Source organism: Streptomyces sp. C (assembly GCF_000158895.1).
Lineage (GTDB): Bacteria > Actinomycetota > Actinomycetes > Streptomycetales > Streptomycetaceae > Streptomyces > Streptomyces racemochromogenes.
In genome coordinates, this window is record NZ_GG657750.1 from 4,099,974 (window position 1) to 4,115,084 (window position 15,111).

A 15,111-nucleotide genomic window follows, 5' to 3' on the forward strand; every position below is an offset into this window, starting at 1 on the left:
GCCCGCGCCCGGTGCGTGGCCCGGGGCCGCGCAGCCCGGCAGCGGGGCGCCCGCCCCCGGCGCCTGGCCCGGGGCCTCCACGCCGGCCGCCCCCGCCGCCCCGGCCGCACCCGCCGCCGGGGCGTGGCCCAGTGCCGCCGTGCCCGGCAGCGGAGCCCCGGCCGCTCCCGCGCCCACCCCCGCTCCGGCGGCCTCCGCGGCCTCCGCACCCGCCCCGTCGGCCGCCGCGCCCTCCGCCGAGATGGCGGCCGGAGCCGGGCAGGTCCAGGCGATGTGGCCCGGCGTCCTGGAGGCCGTCAAGAACCGCCGCCGCTTCACCTGGATCCTGCTCAGCCAGAACGCCCAGGTCACCGGCTTCGACGGGACCACCCTCCAGCTCGGCTTCCCCAACGCCGGAGCCCGCGACAACTTCGCGAGCAGCGGCAGCGAGGACGTCCTCAAGGCGGTCCTGGCCGAGCAGTTCCAGGTCAACTGGAAGATCGACGCCGTGGTCGGGGGCGGCGGGCCGGCCCCGGCCGCGCCCTCCTCGAACTCCTCCTACTCCGCGCCGGCCGCCCCCGCCTACAGCCCGCCCCCGGCGGCCCCGCAGGCCCCGCCGTCGCAGCAGGTCCCGCAGCCGCCCGCGTACCAGCCGCCGCCCCCGCAGGCGGCGCCCGCGCCGCGGCCGCCCGTGCAGCAGGCGCCCTCGCCGGTCGCCCCCGAGGACGACGTCCCGGAGGCGGACGACCCGGACCTCGTGGACAGCGCCCTGACCGGACACGACCTGATCGTGCGCGAGCTCGGGGCGACCGTTGTGGAGGAATACACGAACGAGTAGGCCCCGCTGATTGGGTGGCCGCACGAAACCGGCCGCGCCGTCCGGGCTACCCTGGGCGGCGTGAAGGTCCTCGTCATCGGCGGCGGCGCCCGCGAACACGCCCTGTGCCGCTCTCTGTCCCTCGACCCCGACGTCTCCGCGCTGTACTGCGCCCCCGGCAACGCCGGCATCGCCGAGGTGGCGGAGCTGCGCCCGGTCGACGCCCTCGACGGCGCGGCGGTCGCCGCCCTCGCCGTCGAGCTGGGCGCCGGGCTGGTCGTCGTCGGCCCGGAGGCCCCCCTCGTCGCCGGCGTGGCGGACGCCGTCCGCGCGGCCGGCATCCCGGTCTTCGGACCGTCCGCGGAGGCCGCGCAGCTGGAGGGCTCCAAGGCCTTCGCCAAGGACGTCATGGCCGCGGCCGGGGTCCCGACCGCGCGCAGCTACGTCTGCACCACCGCCGAGGAGGTCGACGCGGCCCTCGACGCCTTCGGCGCCCCGTACGTGGTCAAGGACGACGGCCTCGCCGCCGGCAAGGGCGTCGTCGTCACCGAGGACCGGGCCGTCGCCCGGGACCACGCGCTGGCCTGCGACCGGGTCGTCATCGAGGAGTACCTCGACGGCCCCGAGGTCTCCCTCTTCGCGATCACCGACGGCGTCACCGTGCTGCCGCTGCAGCCCGCCCAGGACTTCAAGCGCGCGCTCGACGGCGACGAGGGCCCCAACACCGGCGGCATGGGCGCGTACTCGCCGCTCCCGTGGGCGGACCCGAAGCTGGTCGACGAGGTCATGGAGCTGGTCCTCCAGCCGACCGTGGACGAGCTCCGCCACCGCGGCACCCCCTTCTCCGGGCTGCTCTACGCGGGCCTGGCCATCACCAGCCGCGGCACCCGCGTCATCGAGTTCAACGCCCGCTTCGGCGACCCCGAGACCCAGGTGGTCCTGGCCCGGCTGCGCACCCCCCTCGCCGGCGTGCTGCTGAACGCCGCGAACGGCACCCTGGACGCCCTCCCGGCGCTGAACTGGAGCGACGACGCGGCCGTCACGGTCGTCATCGCCTCGCACAACTACCCCGGCACCCCGCGCACCGGCGACCCGATCGAGGGCCTCGGCGACGTGGCGGCCGAGGACGCTCCCGACGCGTACGTGCTGCACGCCGGGACCCGCCGCGAGGGCGATGCCGTCGTCAGCGCGGGCGGTCGCGTCCTGTCGGTGACGGCGACCGGTTCCGACCTGGCGCAGGCGCGCGAGAAGGCGTATAAGGCGGTCGGGCGGATCAAGCTCGACGGCTCCCAGCACCGCACGGACATTGCCGCCAAGGCGGCCGAAGGCCGCTGACCAGCACGACCGTCATGACGCGGGCCCGGGGCGCGGAGACGCGCACCGGGCCCGCGCGTGCGTACGCGTGCGACTGCATCCGGCCGCCTTCGAACGCAGCCACCTTTACCCAAAGCCATTCCATCGGGTGATCGTCGCCCGGACCGCCTGACGTCCGCCCCCGCCCCAACTAGGGTGCGGCGCAAGCATTCCGGCACATGGCCCACCGGCATTGCGATGTCAGTGGCGGGTGTCACAGTGGGGGAGTGAGCAAAGCCGCCGCAGGGCAGAGGGGGTGAGGTCCGGCCGTGTCCGGAACCGGTTCGATCGCAGAAGTGGGCGCGCCGTCCGCGCGTTCGCGGGCCCTCGCCGTGCTGCGGGTCCGCAGCAGGGCCACGGCCGCCGTGCTGCTGCCCGCCGCCCTCGCGGTGGTGCTCGTCGCCGCCCGGATGACGGGCCGGCTGGCCGGTGACCCCTGGCCGGCGGTGACCCTGGCCGTCTGCGCGGTGGCCGCGCTGGTGCTGCTGGCGGGCGCGATATTCGGCGCGGTGGTGCTGCGCGCGGGTCCCGCCGTGACCCCGACGGTGCCGCTGCCGGAAGCCGCCGCCCCCGACCTCTACCGCCTCGTGCGGGACCTGGCCGACAGGATGGACGTCCCCGCGCCCTCCGCGATAGCCCTCACCCCGGACTGCGACAGCTGGCTGGAGGACCGCGCCCATGCCGCCCACCGCCGCAGGGGCACGGGCACCGGCCCGGAGTCGGAGCCCGGCGCGGCCCCCGTGCTGGTGATCGGCTCGCCGTTCCTGTGGTGGATGCGGGTCGCCGAGCTGCGGGCCGTCCTCGCGCCCGTCGTCGCCGGCACGGGCCCCTCCGCGCACCCGGACATAGCCGACGCGCGCGGCTTCGTCCGCGGGCTCGACGCGGCGGTGGACATCGGCGGCAGGCCCGGCCTGGGCTGGATCGGCCGCCCGGCCCGGCTGCTGCTGCGGATGTGCCGGACGGACGCCGCCGAGATGGAGCGCGGGGTGGCCGCCGCCGCCTCCGACCGCGCACAGGACGTGGACTACGGCCTGCGCATCGTCGCCCAGGAGCAGGTCGGCCTCGCCTACGCGGGCTGGGACCGGCTGCTGACCCGGGTCGCGCTGCCCGCCTGGCGGATGGGCCGCTGGCCGGCGCACCTGGACGCCGGGGTGGTCTCGGCCCTGACCGAACTGTCCCGGCGGGACCGGCTGGCCGAGGGGTTCACCTCGCGGCTCGGCGAGCGCCCCGCCTGCGACCTGCTGGAGCAGCCCGGCGTGGTCGACGAGGCCGCCTCCCTGCTGGCGGCCCGGCTGTTCCACGGCGGCCCGGCCGAGGCGGGCCCGGACTGGTCCCCCGTGGACTGGGCGGCCTACCCGCACGAGGTCGTGGACCGCAAGTGGCGCACCGAGGCGGCCCGCCTGCACGCCGCCCTGGACGCCCTGTCCGTCCCGGCGGACCCGCCGCCGCCCGACGCCGCCCAGCCCCGGCTGGACGCCCCCGCGGCCCCGGCGGAGCCCGTGCCCGTCACCACGGGCGCCCCCGCCCCGGCCGAAGCCGCCGTGAGCGGCGCCCCGGGTGCCCCCGGCGGCCCCGCCGCCGCCCCCGCCGCCGTCCGCCCCGCGGACCGGGCCGCCGCCGCGGGCGAACCCGTTCCCCCGGCCGGGGCGACGCTGGAGCGGGTCCTCGGCTACCTCACCGACCCCGCCGGGGAGGGCGCGGCCGGGGAGGCCCTCGCCGGCCGGCTCAGCGGCGACCTGGCCCGGGAGGAGCGCGCCGCCGGAGCCGCCAGGCCCGAGCCGCGCGGCGGCGCGGACACGCTGCCGCTGTTCCCGCTCCAGCCCCCGCGCAGCGGCCGCGACCTGCTCGCCGACCACGTCACCGCCCTGGTCTGCTGCGCCGCCGTGGACTCGGCCGGCGCGGGCCCCGGCCTGGACTGGCTGGACGGCCCCGTCCTGCTGGTCGGCGGCGAGCGCCGCGCCGATCTCGCCCCCCGCGTGCTCTCCCTCGTCGAGGACGGGGACCCGGCGCCGCTGCGCGACTGGCTCGCCGAGCTCGGCGTACGCCCCGAGAAGCCCGTACGCCTCCTCTGAGGCGCCCGCCCGGAGCGCTCGCCCGGAGCGCTCGCCTGAATCGCCCGCCTGAATCGCCCGCCCCGCGTTCCGGTCACGTCAATTCACGACGAACGGTGACGGAGTGAGTGCGTTATGTGATGTGCTTGGGACCGGTCGCGGAAAGGTGTCCGAAATACCGCCGCGCACCTGACGGGAACAAAGGCGTTCGGGGGAGCGAGGGAGGGGAGCGGTATGGGTGCGGACCAGATCCGGCGTTGGGAGTCGGGTGCGCTCGCGCACGCGGTGACCGATCCCTTCGGACAGGGGCCCCTGCCCTGGTTCCGGGGCAGCGAACTGTACTTCGACGACACCGGCCAGGTGGTCCCCTGGTACGTGGACCCCGCCGTCGCCACCCCCGGCCAGGGCCCGGGCCGCCGCCCCGGCGTCCCCGCCCAGGGCCCGCGGGGCGGCGGCCCCCGCACCGCCGACGACGTCCACCGGCAGATCAAGGGCTTCGCCTCCACCGGAGCCGTCGCCCCCGGCGAGGCCATCGACTTCCACATCACCGTCGACCCGCCCCAGCAGTTCTCCGTCGACGTCTACCGGATCGGCCACTACGGCGGCGACGGCGCCTCCAAGATCACCACGAGCCCCCGGCTGTCCGGCATCGTCCAGCCGCCCCCGCTCACCGCCGACCGCACCGTCTCCTGCCACCACTGGTGGCTCTCCTGGCGGCTCCAGGTCCCCTCGTACTGGAGCATCGGCGCCTACGTGGCCGTCCTCACCACCGCCGACGGCTACCGCTCCCACATCCCCTTCACGGTCCGCGACGACCACCCCGCCGACCTCCTCCTGCTGCTCCCGGACATCACCTGGCAGGCCTACAACCTCTACCCCGAGGACGGCCGCACGGGCGCCAGCCTCTACCACGCCTGGGACGAGCAGGGCCGGCTGCTCGGCGAGCGCGACGCCGCCATCACCGTCTCCTTCGACCGCCCCTACGCGGGCGCCGGCCTGCCGCTGCACGTGGGCCACGCCTACGACTTCATCCGCTGGGCCGAGCGCTACGGCTACGACCTCGCCTACGCCGACACCCGCGACCTGCACTCCGGCCGAGTCGACCCGACCCGCTACCGGGGCCTGGTCTTCCCCGGCCACGACGAGTACTGGTCGCTCCCCATGCGCCGCACCGTCGAGCGCGCCCGCGACCACGGCACCTCCCTCGTCTTCCTCTCCGCGAACACGATGTACTGGCAGGTCGAGCTGTCCCCCTCGCCCTCCGGGGTCGAGGACCGGCTCCTGACCTGCCGAAAACGCCGCGGCCCCGGCCGCCCCAGCCTGTGGCGCGAGATCGACCGCCCCGAACAGCAGCTGCTCGGCATCCAGTACGCGGGGCGGGTCCCCGAGCCCGCGCCGCTGATCGTCCGCAACGCCACGCACTGGCTCTGGGACTCCACCGGCGCCGCCGAGAACGACGAGCTCGACGGGCTGGTGGCCGGCGAGGCCGACCGCTACTTCCCGCGCACCCAGCTCCCCGAGCACCAGGACCGGATCCTGCTCGCGCACTCCCCGTACCTCGACGGCGAGGGGGCCAAGCGCCACCAGGAGACCTCCCTCTACCGGGCCCCGAGCGGCGCCCTGGTCTTCGCGTCCGGCACCTTCGCCTGGTCCCCGGCGCTCGACCGCCCCGGGCACGTGGACGAGCGGGTCCAGCGGGCCACGGCGAACCTCCTCGACCGGATCTGCAAGCGGGACTGACCGGACCCGTTGTCCCCGTTCGCGAACGGGTGCGGGAGAATGGTCCCGCGCTCGTACAGAACCACAGGGAGACCCCGTGCCCGGATTCGTCGAAAAGCCCGAGCCGGTGCAGGTGCCCGGCCTCGCCCACCTCCACACCGGCAAGGTCCGCGACCTCTACCGCGACGAGGACGGCAACCTCGTGATGGTCGCCAGCGACCGCATCTCCGCCGCCGACTGGGTGCTGCCCACCGAGATCCCGGAGAAGGGCCGCATCCTGACGCAGCTCTCCCTCTGGTGGTTCGAGCAGCTCGCCGACCTGGTCCCCAACCACGTCCTCGGCACCGACCTGCCCGCCGGCGCCCCCGCCGACTGGGAGGGCCGCACGCTGGTCTGCAAGAGCCTGGACATGGTCCCCGTCGAGTGCGTGGCCCGCGGCTACCTCACCGGCTCCGGCCTCAAGGAGTACGTCCAGACCCGCACGGTCTGCGGACTCGCCCTCCCCGAGGGCCTGGTGGACGGCTCCGAGCTGCCCGCCCCGATCTTCACCCCGGCCGCCAAGGCCGAGGTGGGCGACCACGACGAGAACGTCTCCTACGAGGAGGTCGCCCGCACCACCGGCGCCGAGACGGCTGCGCTGCTGCGCCAGACCACCCTCGCCGTGTACGGGCGCGCCCGCGACATCGCCCGCGAGCGCGGCATCATCCTGGCGGACACCAAGTTCGAGTTCGGCTTCGACGAGGACGGCACGCTCGTCGCCGCCGACGAGGTCCTGACCCCGGACTCCTCCCGCTTCTGGCCGGCCGACCAGTGGCAGCCGGGCCGCACCCAGCCGTCGTTCGACAAGCAGTACGTCCGCGACTGGCTGGCCTCCCCGGCCTCCGGCTGGGACTCCAAGGGCGAGCTCCCGCCGCCGGTCCTCCCGCAGGAGGTCGTGGCGCAGACCCGCGCCAAGTACGTCGAGGCCTACGAGCGCCTCACCGGCCAGACCTGGAGCTGACACGACGAAGGCCCCGATCGGTGATCGGGGCCTTCGTCAGCTGAGCGGACAACGCGACTCGAACGCGCGACATCCACCTTGGCAAGGTGGTGCTCTACCAACTGAGCTATGTCCGCCTGTGCGCCGTAGCGCGAGACCTACTATACCCAACCCCGCTGGCGTGCGAGACGCACTGCGGTGTGCCGGTTCTCCGCGCCGAGCTTCGTCGCCGCCGACGACAGGTAGTTGCGTACGGTCCCCTGCGACAGCGAGGCCCGCTCCGCGATCTCCGCGATCGGCGCCCCGTCCGCCGCGAGTTCCAGCACCTCTGCCTCGCGGGCGGTCAGCGGGGAGTCGCCCGCGCTGATCGCGTCGGCCGCCAACTCGGGGTCCACGTACCGCCCTCCTGCGTGCACGGTGCGGATCAGCTCGGCCAGCCGCTGTGCCGAGACCGTCTTCGGCGCGAAGGCCCGCACCCCGGCCGCGAGGGCCCGCTTGAGGTGTCCGGGACGCCCGTGACTGGTCACGATCATGGTCTTGCAGTCGGGCAGTTCGGCCCGCAGCGATGTGGCCACGCTCACACCGTCGGCGCCCGGCATCTGGAGGTCCAGCACCGCCACGTCCGGCCGGTGTGCCCGCGCCATCGCCAGCGCCTCCGGCCCGGAGGCCGCCTCGGCCACGACGACGAGGTCGTCCTCCAGGCCCAGCAGTGCGGCCAGCGCGCCCCGGATCAGGTGTTCGTCGTCGGCCAGAAGTACGCGTACGGGGCTCACGCCCGCACCTCCACTCGTCGTGTGTCCAGGGGGACCTCGGCCCGCAGCCGGAACCGGCCGCCCTCGGCCGGCCCCGCCAGCAGGGTCCCGTCCACCGCCGCGAGCCGCTCCCGCAGCCCCGCGAGCCCGGATCCGGGCATTCCGGCGGGTGTCTCGGGCACCCCGTCGTTCTCCACCAGCAGCGTCACCGTGCCCGAGTCCGCCGGGGCGGCGAGCCGGATCAGGCAGCTGCGCGCGTCCCCGTGCCGCAGGACGTTCGTCGTCGCCTCCCGGACCACCCAGCCCAGGGCCGACTGCACCTCGCCCGGCAGCTGCCGCCCGGCCGTCGCGTACTCGACCCGGCAGTCCATCCCGGCCGCGCTCAGCACCCCGCGCGCGCCCTCCAGCTCCACGGAGAGGTCCGCCTCCCGGTAGCCGCGCACGACGTCGCGCACCTCCCGCTGCGACTCGCGCGCGATCCGCTGCACCTCGATCATCTGGTCCACGGCCTCGGGGCGTTCGCGTCGGGCCAGCTGCACCGCCAGCTCGCTCTTGAGGGCGATCACCGCCAGGTTGCGGCCCATCACGTCGTGCAGGTCCCGCCCGAAGCGCAGCCGCTCCTCGGCGACCGCCAACTGCGCCTGGACTTCCCGGGCGTGGTCGAGTTCGTAGACGGTGCGCAGCAGCCAGCCGGAGAACCCGCAGGTGAAGGCGAGGAAGACGCCGGCGACCAGGACGGCGACGAAGTACCCGACGGCCTCGCCGAGCGGCAGGCCGAGGGCGGCGACGGTCGCCGCGGTGCCCACCGCGGCGACCAGGGGTACGTACTTCATGTGCTGGACCTTCTCCACGGCGAGGACGAGGGATCCGCAGCCGAAGCAGGTCACCCCCACCACGAGGCCTGGGGCCACGGATTCGTCGAGGCTGCCGAACCGGCGCAGGAACAGGAAGAGCAGTACGGCCGCGGCGGTGGCGGCGGTGGTCACCACCGCGAGCCTGACCGGGCGTTCGCGGCGGCCGCACACGGCGTCGAGGGCCCTGGACGAGAGGAAGCCGACGAGGACCGAGTGGGCGACGACCACGCCGAGGCAGACGAGGGCCACTGCTCGTGGGGTGTCGTTCTCCGTGCTGGAGACGACGGCGACCAGTCCGAAGGACACGATCTCGATGAGCACGAACAGGTGGAAGGACCAGCGTGTGTACAGCTCGACCTTCCCCGCACTGCTGCGCTTCTTCCACCACCCGGTCAGCTTCGACACGTTCCGTCCCCCCGGCTCTTCGCTCTGGTCAGCGTCGCGGTTCCCAACGGAACCACCGCTGGACAGCAAACACCGTGACGATCATCCAGGCCAGCGTGGTGAGCGCGGCCCCCAGCAGGTCGTACCCCGAGGTCCCGCCGCTCCAGCCGGCCCGGACGAGGGTCATCACCCCGCTGAGCGGCAGGAGTTCGCACACCGAGGCCACCACGTCGGGCATCTTGTCCGTCGGGGCGAACACCCCGGAGCCGATCATCGTCGCCAGGAACAGCGGCAGCGTGGTCAGCCCCGCGGTCTCCACGTTGCGGGTGAACGCGCTGGTGAGCGCGGCCAGTCCGGCGAGCAGCGGCATCGCGGCGAGCACGCCGGCCGCGACCAGCGCCGGGTTGTCGGGCATCGGCGCGTCCAGCACCGCGGCGCCCGCCACGGTGAGCGCGGCGATCTGTGCGAGGGCGATGGCGGTGGCGGGCAGCGCGCTCCCGGCGAGGATCTCCAGGTCGCCGGCCTCCCCGGTGCGCAGCCGCTTCAGTACGAGTTCCTCGCGGCGGGCGACGTACGCGGAGACCAGGTTCATGTAGACGACGAGCAGCAGCACCATCCCGATGCCGCCGGTGAGGGTGGCCTCGGCGACGGCGGCCGCGGTGTCCCCGCCGACGGAGGAGCGCAGGACGAACACCATCAGGGCGGGCAGCAGCACGGCCACGCTCAGCGCGGCCCGGTTGCGCAGGAGCAGGGTCAGCTCGGAGCGGCCGAGTGCCGCGGTCCGGCCGGGGTTCAGGGTCATGCTGTTCATCGGGTCCCCGCCATCGTGTCGTCGTGGGCAAGAGCGCCGGTGCCCGCGTGGCGCCGGTTCCGGGCGATCTCCAGGAAGGCCTCCTCCAGGGAGGCGTGGCGGGCGTCGAGCCCGGCCAGTGCCACCCCGGCCGCGTCGGCCCAGTTCAGGAGTGCGCCCAGGTCGTGCTGGAGCCGGTCGGTGCGGATCTCGACCTGCTGTCCGTCGGCGGCCGCGCGCAGCTCCAGGGGGAGCCGGGCGGCCGGGACGCCGGCGGGCAGGGCGAAGCGGATCCGGGACGGCTGGGTGGCCGTCACCTCCTCGGGGGTGCCCGACAGGACCAGTTCCCCCTCGTGGAGGATCGCGAGGCGGTCGGCGAGCTGCTCGGCCTCCTCCAGGTAGTGCGTGGTCAGCAGCACCGTGGTGCCCTGCGCGCGCAGTTCCCGGACGAGGGCCCAGGTGTCCTGGCGGCCCTCGGGGTCCATCCCGGTGGTCGGCTCGTCGAGGAAGAGCACCTCCGGCCGGCCCAGCAGGGCGAGCGCGAGGTCGAGCCGCCGCCGCTCGCCGCCCGACAGCTGCTTGACGCGTACGGAAGCCCGCGCGGCCAGTCCGACCATCTCCAGGACCTCCGCCGCGGGGCGGGCACCGGTGGTGACCCCGCTCCACATCCGGACGGTCTCGGTCACCGACAGGTCCGAGGGGAAGCCGCCCTCCTGGAGCATGACCCCGGTCCGCGGGCGGACCTCGGCCCGCCGGGTGTGGGGGTCGAGGCCGAAGACGCGGACCTGCCCGCCGGTCGGGGCGGCGAGCCCTTCCAGCAACTCGACCGTGGAGGTCTTGCCGGCGCCGTTGGTGCCGAGCAGGGCGAAGACCTCGCCGCGGGCCACCGAGAAGCTGACGCCCCGCACGGCTTCGAAGCCCCCGGCGTAGCCGCGGCGCAGTTCCTCTGCCTGGATCACTGTGTCGGTGGTCATGGCTCAAGCCTCGCGGCGGCCCGGCGGGCGGAGCAGTGCGCGCTGTCACCGTCGGCGATGACATTTGTCATCGGGTGTGCGCCGCGTCACAAGAGCGGGAGAGGGGAGGGAAATGACGAAGGCCCCGATCGGATTCCGATCGGGGCCTTCGTTCACTGAGCGGACGACGCGACTCGAACGCGCGACATCCACCTTGGCAAGGTGGTGCTCTACCAACTGAGCTACGTCCGCATCTCGCTACGACCGGGGCCGTCGCGATGCGAGCACTACTCTACCTGATCCACAACGGTGGTCGGTAAGCGGTGCAGAGCGGGTGACAGGGATTGCACACTGCGCCTCCCCCCTGGAAGGGGGGTGTTCTGCTACTGAACTACACCCGCACGACTTCGGGGTTCTTGCCTTTCGGCCTCGCCCCTCGGCGTGATCCACACATTAGCCGATCGGAGGGGGTGCATGGCAAATCCGGGTCGGCGGACCACCGGACGGACGGCCGCCCGATGGTCACCGGGCGGCCACCGGACGGTCGGCGGGTGGTCAGTGGGCGGCCACCGGACGGTCGGCGGGTGGTCAGTGGGCGGCCTCGTACGCGCTGTAGACGGTCTTGGGGATGCGGCCCCGCGGCGGCACGTCGTGCCCGTGCGAGCGCGCCCAGGCCCGCACGACCGCCGGGTCCGGCGCGATCGACGTCGTCTTGAACGCCTTCCCGGAGCGCGACCGGCGGCGGCCGGCGGCCACGAAGGGGGCCAGGGTCTTCCGCAGTTTCTTTGCGTTGGCCGCATTGAGGTCGATCTCGTACGACTTACCGTCCAGGGCGAACGTGACCGTTTCCGCCGCTTCTCCGCCATCGATGTCGTCGGAGATCGTGACTACTACGCGCTGCGCCACGGATATCGGTCCCTTCGTGCGCCGTCGCCGCCCGCTGACGTGCGGTGATGTCGCCTGTGTGGAGGTTTCGGAGGAATGCGGCAAACCGTGCCCGTAGCGAAGCGGCAAATGTTACGGTCCCGGCTGATTCCTTTGTACCGCGATTCCCCTTGAATTGCGAAGCCCAGTTAATTGTCCCCGCGTGTCCCGTCGCAATGGCGAGGGCGTGGTTTTCCGGTGGATTTTGCGAAGCGTTGGTGAAGCCGAAACGGCGGAAGGTTCGGACGCCGCGGATATCTACCCGCGTAGAAATTTCGGGCGGGTACGCTGAGGGAACCGCCTTCGCACCAACCACCTCATCGGGAGTGCCAGTGGCACGCGTCGTAGTCGACGTCATGCTCAAGCCGGAGATCCTCGACCCCCAGGGCCAGGCGGTGCAGCGTGCACTGCCGCGCCTGGGCTTCGATGGGATCGCCGACGTCCGCCAGGGGAAGCGTTTCGAACTGGAGGTGGAGGGACCGGTCGACCAGGCCGCCCTCGACCGCATCCACAAGATGGCCGAAACGTTCCTCGCCAACACCGTCATCGAAGACTTCACCGTGAAGGTCGAGGCCTGACGGTGACCACACGCATCGGAGTCGTCACGTTCCCCGGAACGCTCGACGACCGTGACTCGCTGCGCGCCGTCCGCCTCGCGGGGGCCGAGCCGGTCTCGCTCTGGCACCGCGACAAGGACCTGCACCAGGTCGACGCGGTCGTCCTGGCGGGCGGCTTCTCCTACGGGGACTACCTGCGCGCCGGAGCCATCTCCCGGTTCTCGCCGGTGATGGAGACCATCATCGAGCAGGCCAAGGCCGGCATGCCCGTCCTCGGCATCTGCAACGGCTTCCAGGTCCTCACCGAGGCCCACCTGCTGCCGGGGGCGATGCTCCGCAACAACCACCTCCACTTCATCTGCCGCGACCAGAAGCTGCGGGTGGAGCACGCGGACACCGCGTGGACCGGCGACTACACCGCCGGCCAGGAGATCTCCGTGCCGCTCAAGAACATGGACGGCCGGTACGTCGCCGACGAGCGCACGCTCGACGAACTGGAGGCCGAAGGCCGAGTGGCCTTCCGCTACGTGGACGTGAACCCCAACGGCTCGCTGCGCGACATCGCCGGCATCACCAACGCCGCGGGCAACGTCGTCGGCCTCATGCCGCACCCCGAGCACGCGGTCGAGCCGCTGATCGGGACCGGCCGCACCGACGGCCTCCCGTTCTTCACGTCGGTCCTGAAGAAGCTGGTCAGCGCATGAGCCTCGACACCGTAAAGAACGCCACCGAGACGCCGGACGCCTCCCAGCCCTGGAAGGAACTCGGCCTCAAGGAGGACGAGTACGCCCGGATCCGCGAGATCCTCGGCCGCCGTCCCACCGGCGCCGAGCTCGCGATGTACTCCGTCATGTGGTCCGAGCACTGCTCGTACAAGAGCAGCAAGGTCCACCTCGCCCAGTTCGGCAAGAAGGCCCCCAAGAACGACGCCATGCTCGTCGGCATCGGCGAGAACGCCGGCGTCGTCGACGTCGGCCAGGGCTACGCGGTCACCTTCAAGGTCGAGTCGCACAACCACCCCTCGTACATCGAGCCCTACCAGGGCGCCGCCACCGGCATCGGCGGCATCGTCCGCGACATCCTGGCCATGGGCGCCCGCCCCGTCGCGGTCGTGGACCCGCTGCGCTTCGGCGCGGCCGACCACCCCGACACCAAGCGCGTCCTGCCGGGCGTCGTCGCCGGCATCGGCGGCTACGGCAACTGCCTGGGCCTGCCGAACATCGGCGGCGAGGTCGTCTTCGACGAGTGCTACCAGGGCAACCCGCTGGTCAACGCCGGCTGCATCGGCGTGATGAAGCACGAGGACATCCACCTCGCCAAGGCCTCCGGCCCCGGCAACAAGGTCATCCTCTACGGCGCCCGCACCGGCGGCGACGGCATCGGCGGCGTCTCGGTCCTCGCGTCCGAGACCTTCGACGACACCAAGCCCACCAAGCGCCCCGCGGTGCAGGTCGGCGACCCCTTCCAGGAGAAGCTCCTCATCGAGTGCACCCTGGAGATCTTCAAGGAGAAGCTGGTCGCCGGCATCCAGGACCTCGGCGGCGCCGGGCTCTCCTGCGCCACGAGCGAGCTGGCCTCCGCCGGCTCCGGCGGCATGCGCGTCGAGCTGGACACCGTGCCGCTGCGCGACGCGACGCTCTCGCCCGAGGAAATCCTCATGAGCGAGTCGCAGGAGCGCATGTGCGCGATCGTCGAGCCGCAGCACGTCGACCGCTTCATGGAGATCTGCGAGAAGTGGGACGTCATCGCCACCGTCATCGGTGAGGTGACCGACGGCGAGCGCCTGGAGATCTTCTGGCACGGCGAGCAGATCGTGGACGTGCCCCCGGGCACCGTCGCCCACGAGGGCCCCGTCTACCAGCGCCCGTACGCCCGTCCCTCCTGGCAGGACGCCCTCCAGGCGGACGACGCCGGCGCGCTGCCCCGCCCGGGAACCTCCGAGGAGCTCCGCGCGCAGGTCCTGGCCCTGGTCTCCTCCCCGAACCAGGCCTCGAAGTCCTGGGTCACCGACCAGTACGACCGCTTCGTGCAGGGCAACACGGTGCTGTCGCAGCCCGAGGACGCGGGCATGATCCGCATCGACGAGGAGACCAACCTCGGCGTCGCCATGGCCACCGACGGCAACGGCCGCTACGCCAAGCTCGACCCGTACACGGGCGCGCAGCTGGCGCTGGCGGAGTCCTACCGCAACGTGGCCGCGACCGGCGCCAAGCCGCTCGCGATCTCCGACTGCCTGAACTTCGGCTCCCCCGAGGACCCCGACGTCATGTGGCAGTTCGCGGAGGCCTGCCGCGGTCTCGCGGACGGCTGCCTGGAGCTGGGCACCCCGGTGACCGGTGGCAACGTCTCCCTCTACAACCAGACGGGCGACGTCGCGATCCACCCGACCCCGGTCGTCGCGGTCCTCGGCGTCATCGACGACGTCAACCGCCGTACGCCGATGGCGTTCGCGGAGGCCGGCCAGCTGCTGTACCTGCTGGGCGACACGGCCGAGGAGTTCGGCGGCTCGGCCTGGTCCCAGGTCGTCCACGACCACCTCGGCGGCCTGCCGCCCAAGGTGGACCTGGGCCGCGAGAAGCTGCTCGCCGAGATCCTGATCTCCGCCTCGCGCGACGGCATGATCGACGCTGCGCACGACCTGTCGGACGGCGGCGTCATCCAGGCGCTCACCGAGTCCTGCCTCAAGGGCGGCAACGGTGCGCGCGTGGTCGTCCCGGAGGGCCTGGACGCGTTCACCTTCCTGTTCTCCGAGTCCGCGGGCCGGGCCATCGTGGCCGTCCCGCGCAGCGAGGAGCTCCGCTTCACCGACATGTGCGGTGCGCGGGGCCTGCCGGCCGCCCGCATCGGTGTGGTCGACGGCGACGCGATCGAGGTCCAGGGCGAGTTCACCCTCCCCCTGGCCGAGCTCCGCGAGGCCCACGAGGCGACGATCCCGGGCCTGCTGGCCTGATCCCGCACCCCGACCGACCCCCGTCCGGAACCTTCCGGGCGGGGGCCGG

The 15,111-nt window shown here is 73.3% G+C and carries 12 protein-coding genes, 3 tRNA genes and 1 pseudogene; 8 read left to right on the forward strand and 8 right to left on the reverse strand.

The annotated features are described in order from the left end of the window. The 5 genes and pseudogenes from SSNG_RS43910 to SSNG_RS18405 form a co-directional block, all read left to right on the forward strand. Nucleotides 1-817, forward strand: a pseudogene (locus SSNG_RS43910) (DNA polymerase III subunit gamma and tau); the annotation flags it as partial. A 60-nt stretch (nucleotides 818-877) separates the two neighbouring features. Beyond that, a complete protein-coding gene (gene purD, locus SSNG_RS18390; protein WP_007265379.1) occupies nucleotides 878-2,131 on the forward strand; it encodes a phosphoribosylamine--glycine ligase in 1,254 nt (417 codons plus the stop codon). 287 nt (nucleotides 2,132-2,418) lie between these two features. Next, a complete protein-coding gene (locus SSNG_RS18395) occupies nucleotides 2,419-4,221 on the forward strand; it encodes a hypothetical protein (protein WP_007265380.1) in 1,803 nt (600 codons plus the stop codon). A 213-nt stretch (nucleotides 4,222-4,434) separates the two neighbouring features. Continuing rightward, nucleotides 4,435-5,940 (forward strand): N,N-dimethylformamidase beta subunit family domain-containing protein, encoded by a 1,506-nt coding sequence (locus SSNG_RS18400; protein WP_007265381.1) that lies wholly within the window; start codon nucleotides 4,435-4,437, stop codon nucleotides 5,938-5,940. A 76-nt stretch (nucleotides 5,941-6,016) separates the two neighbouring features. Then, nucleotides 6,017-6,919, forward strand: coding sequence for a phosphoribosylaminoimidazolesuccinocarboxamide synthase (locus SSNG_RS18405; protein WP_007265382.1), 903 nt, complete (start codon nucleotides 6,017-6,019; stop codon nucleotides 6,917-6,919). A 43-nt stretch (nucleotides 6,920-6,962) separates the two neighbouring features. On the opposite strand, the gene SSNG_RS18410 is transcribed toward SSNG_RS18405, so the two are convergent. The 8 genes from SSNG_RS18410 to SSNG_RS18445 all read right to left on the reverse strand — a co-directional run bounded on the left by SSNG_RS18410 (nucleotide 6,963) and on the right by SSNG_RS18445 (nucleotide 11,537). Next, nucleotides 6,963-7,035: transfer RNA gene (locus SSNG_RS18410), tRNA-Gly, on the reverse strand. Between the two features lie 24 nt (nucleotides 7,036-7,059). Beyond that, on the reverse strand, nucleotides 7,060-7,671 hold the full coding sequence (locus SSNG_RS18415) for a response regulator transcription factor (RefSeq protein WP_007265383.1): 612 nt from the start codon (nucleotides 7,669-7,671) through the stop codon (nucleotides 7,060-7,062). Next, nucleotides 7,668-8,909 (reverse strand): histidine kinase, encoded by a 1,242-nt coding sequence (locus tag SSNG_RS18420; RefSeq protein WP_007265384.1) that lies wholly within the window; start codon nucleotides 8,907-8,909, stop codon nucleotides 7,668-7,670. The genes SSNG_RS18415 and SSNG_RS18420 overlap by 4 nt, the downstream gene beginning before the upstream one ends. Before the next feature lie 28 nt (nucleotides 8,910-8,937). Beyond that, nucleotides 8,938-9,699 carry an ABC transporter permease gene (locus tag SSNG_RS18425; RefSeq protein ID WP_007265385.1) on the reverse strand — a complete coding sequence of 254 codons (762 nt, stop codon included), beginning with the start codon at nucleotides 9,697-9,699 and terminating at the stop codon, nucleotides 8,938-8,940. Then, on the reverse strand, nucleotides 9,696-10,652 hold the full coding sequence (locus SSNG_RS18430; RefSeq protein WP_007265386.1) for an ABC transporter ATP-binding protein: 957 nt from the start codon (nucleotides 10,650-10,652) through the stop codon (nucleotides 9,696-9,698). The genes SSNG_RS18425 and SSNG_RS18430 overlap by 4 nt, the downstream gene beginning before the upstream one ends. A gap of 158 nt (nucleotides 10,653-10,810) precedes the next feature. Further along, nucleotides 10,811-10,883, reverse strand: a tRNA-Gly gene (locus SSNG_RS18435). Between the two features lie 77 nt (nucleotides 10,884-10,960). Continuing rightward, nucleotides 10,961-11,032: transfer RNA gene (locus tag SSNG_RS18440), tRNA-Gly, on the reverse strand. A 187-nt stretch (nucleotides 11,033-11,219) separates the two neighbouring features. Continuing rightward, entirely contained in the window at nucleotides 11,220-11,537 is a 318-nt protein-coding gene (locus SSNG_RS18445) for an Lsr2 family protein (protein ID WP_007265387.1), read from the reverse strand. Between the two features lie 350 nt (nucleotides 11,538-11,887). Here SSNG_RS18445 and purS point away from each other — a divergent pair, with 350 nt between their 5' ends. The 3 genes from purS to purL are packed head-to-tail and all read left to right on the forward strand — an operon-like array spanning nucleotide 11,888 to nucleotide 15,062. Next, nucleotides 11,888-12,133 (forward strand): phosphoribosylformylglycinamidine synthase subunit PurS, encoded by a 246-nt coding sequence (gene purS / locus SSNG_RS18450; protein ID WP_042801325.1) that lies wholly within the window; start codon nucleotides 11,888-11,890, stop codon nucleotides 12,131-12,133. Nucleotides 12,134-12,135: 2 nt separating this feature from the next. Beyond that, entirely contained in the window at nucleotides 12,136-12,816 is a 681-nt protein-coding gene (purQ, locus tag SSNG_RS18455) for a phosphoribosylformylglycinamidine synthase subunit PurQ (protein WP_007265389.1), read from the forward strand. Next, on the forward strand, nucleotides 12,813-15,062 hold the full coding sequence (gene purL, locus SSNG_RS18460) for a phosphoribosylformylglycinamidine synthase subunit PurL (protein WP_007265390.1): 2,250 nt from the start codon (nucleotides 12,813-12,815) through the stop codon (nucleotides 15,060-15,062). Before purQ ends, purL begins: the two co-directional genes overlap by 4 nt. The last annotated feature ends 49 nt before the right edge of the window (nucleotides 15,063-15,111 follow it).

Coding starts and splice junctions, on each gene's coding strand:
- SSNG_RS18400 (WP_007265381.1), top strand. CDS start 4,435: ATGGGTGCGGACCAGATCCGGCGTTGGGAGTCGGGTGCGCTCGCGCAC.
- SSNG_RS18425 (WP_007265385.1), bottom strand. CDS start 9,699: ATGAACAGCATGACCCTGAACCCCGGCCGGACCGCGGCACTCGGCCGC.
- SSNG_RS18430 (WP_007265386.1), bottom strand. CDS start 10,652: ATGACCACCGACACAGTGATCCAGGCAGAGGAACTGCGCCGCGGCTAC.
- purL (WP_007265390.1), top strand. CDS start 12,813: ATGAGCCTCGACACCGTAAAGAACGCCACCGAGACGCCGGACGCCTCC.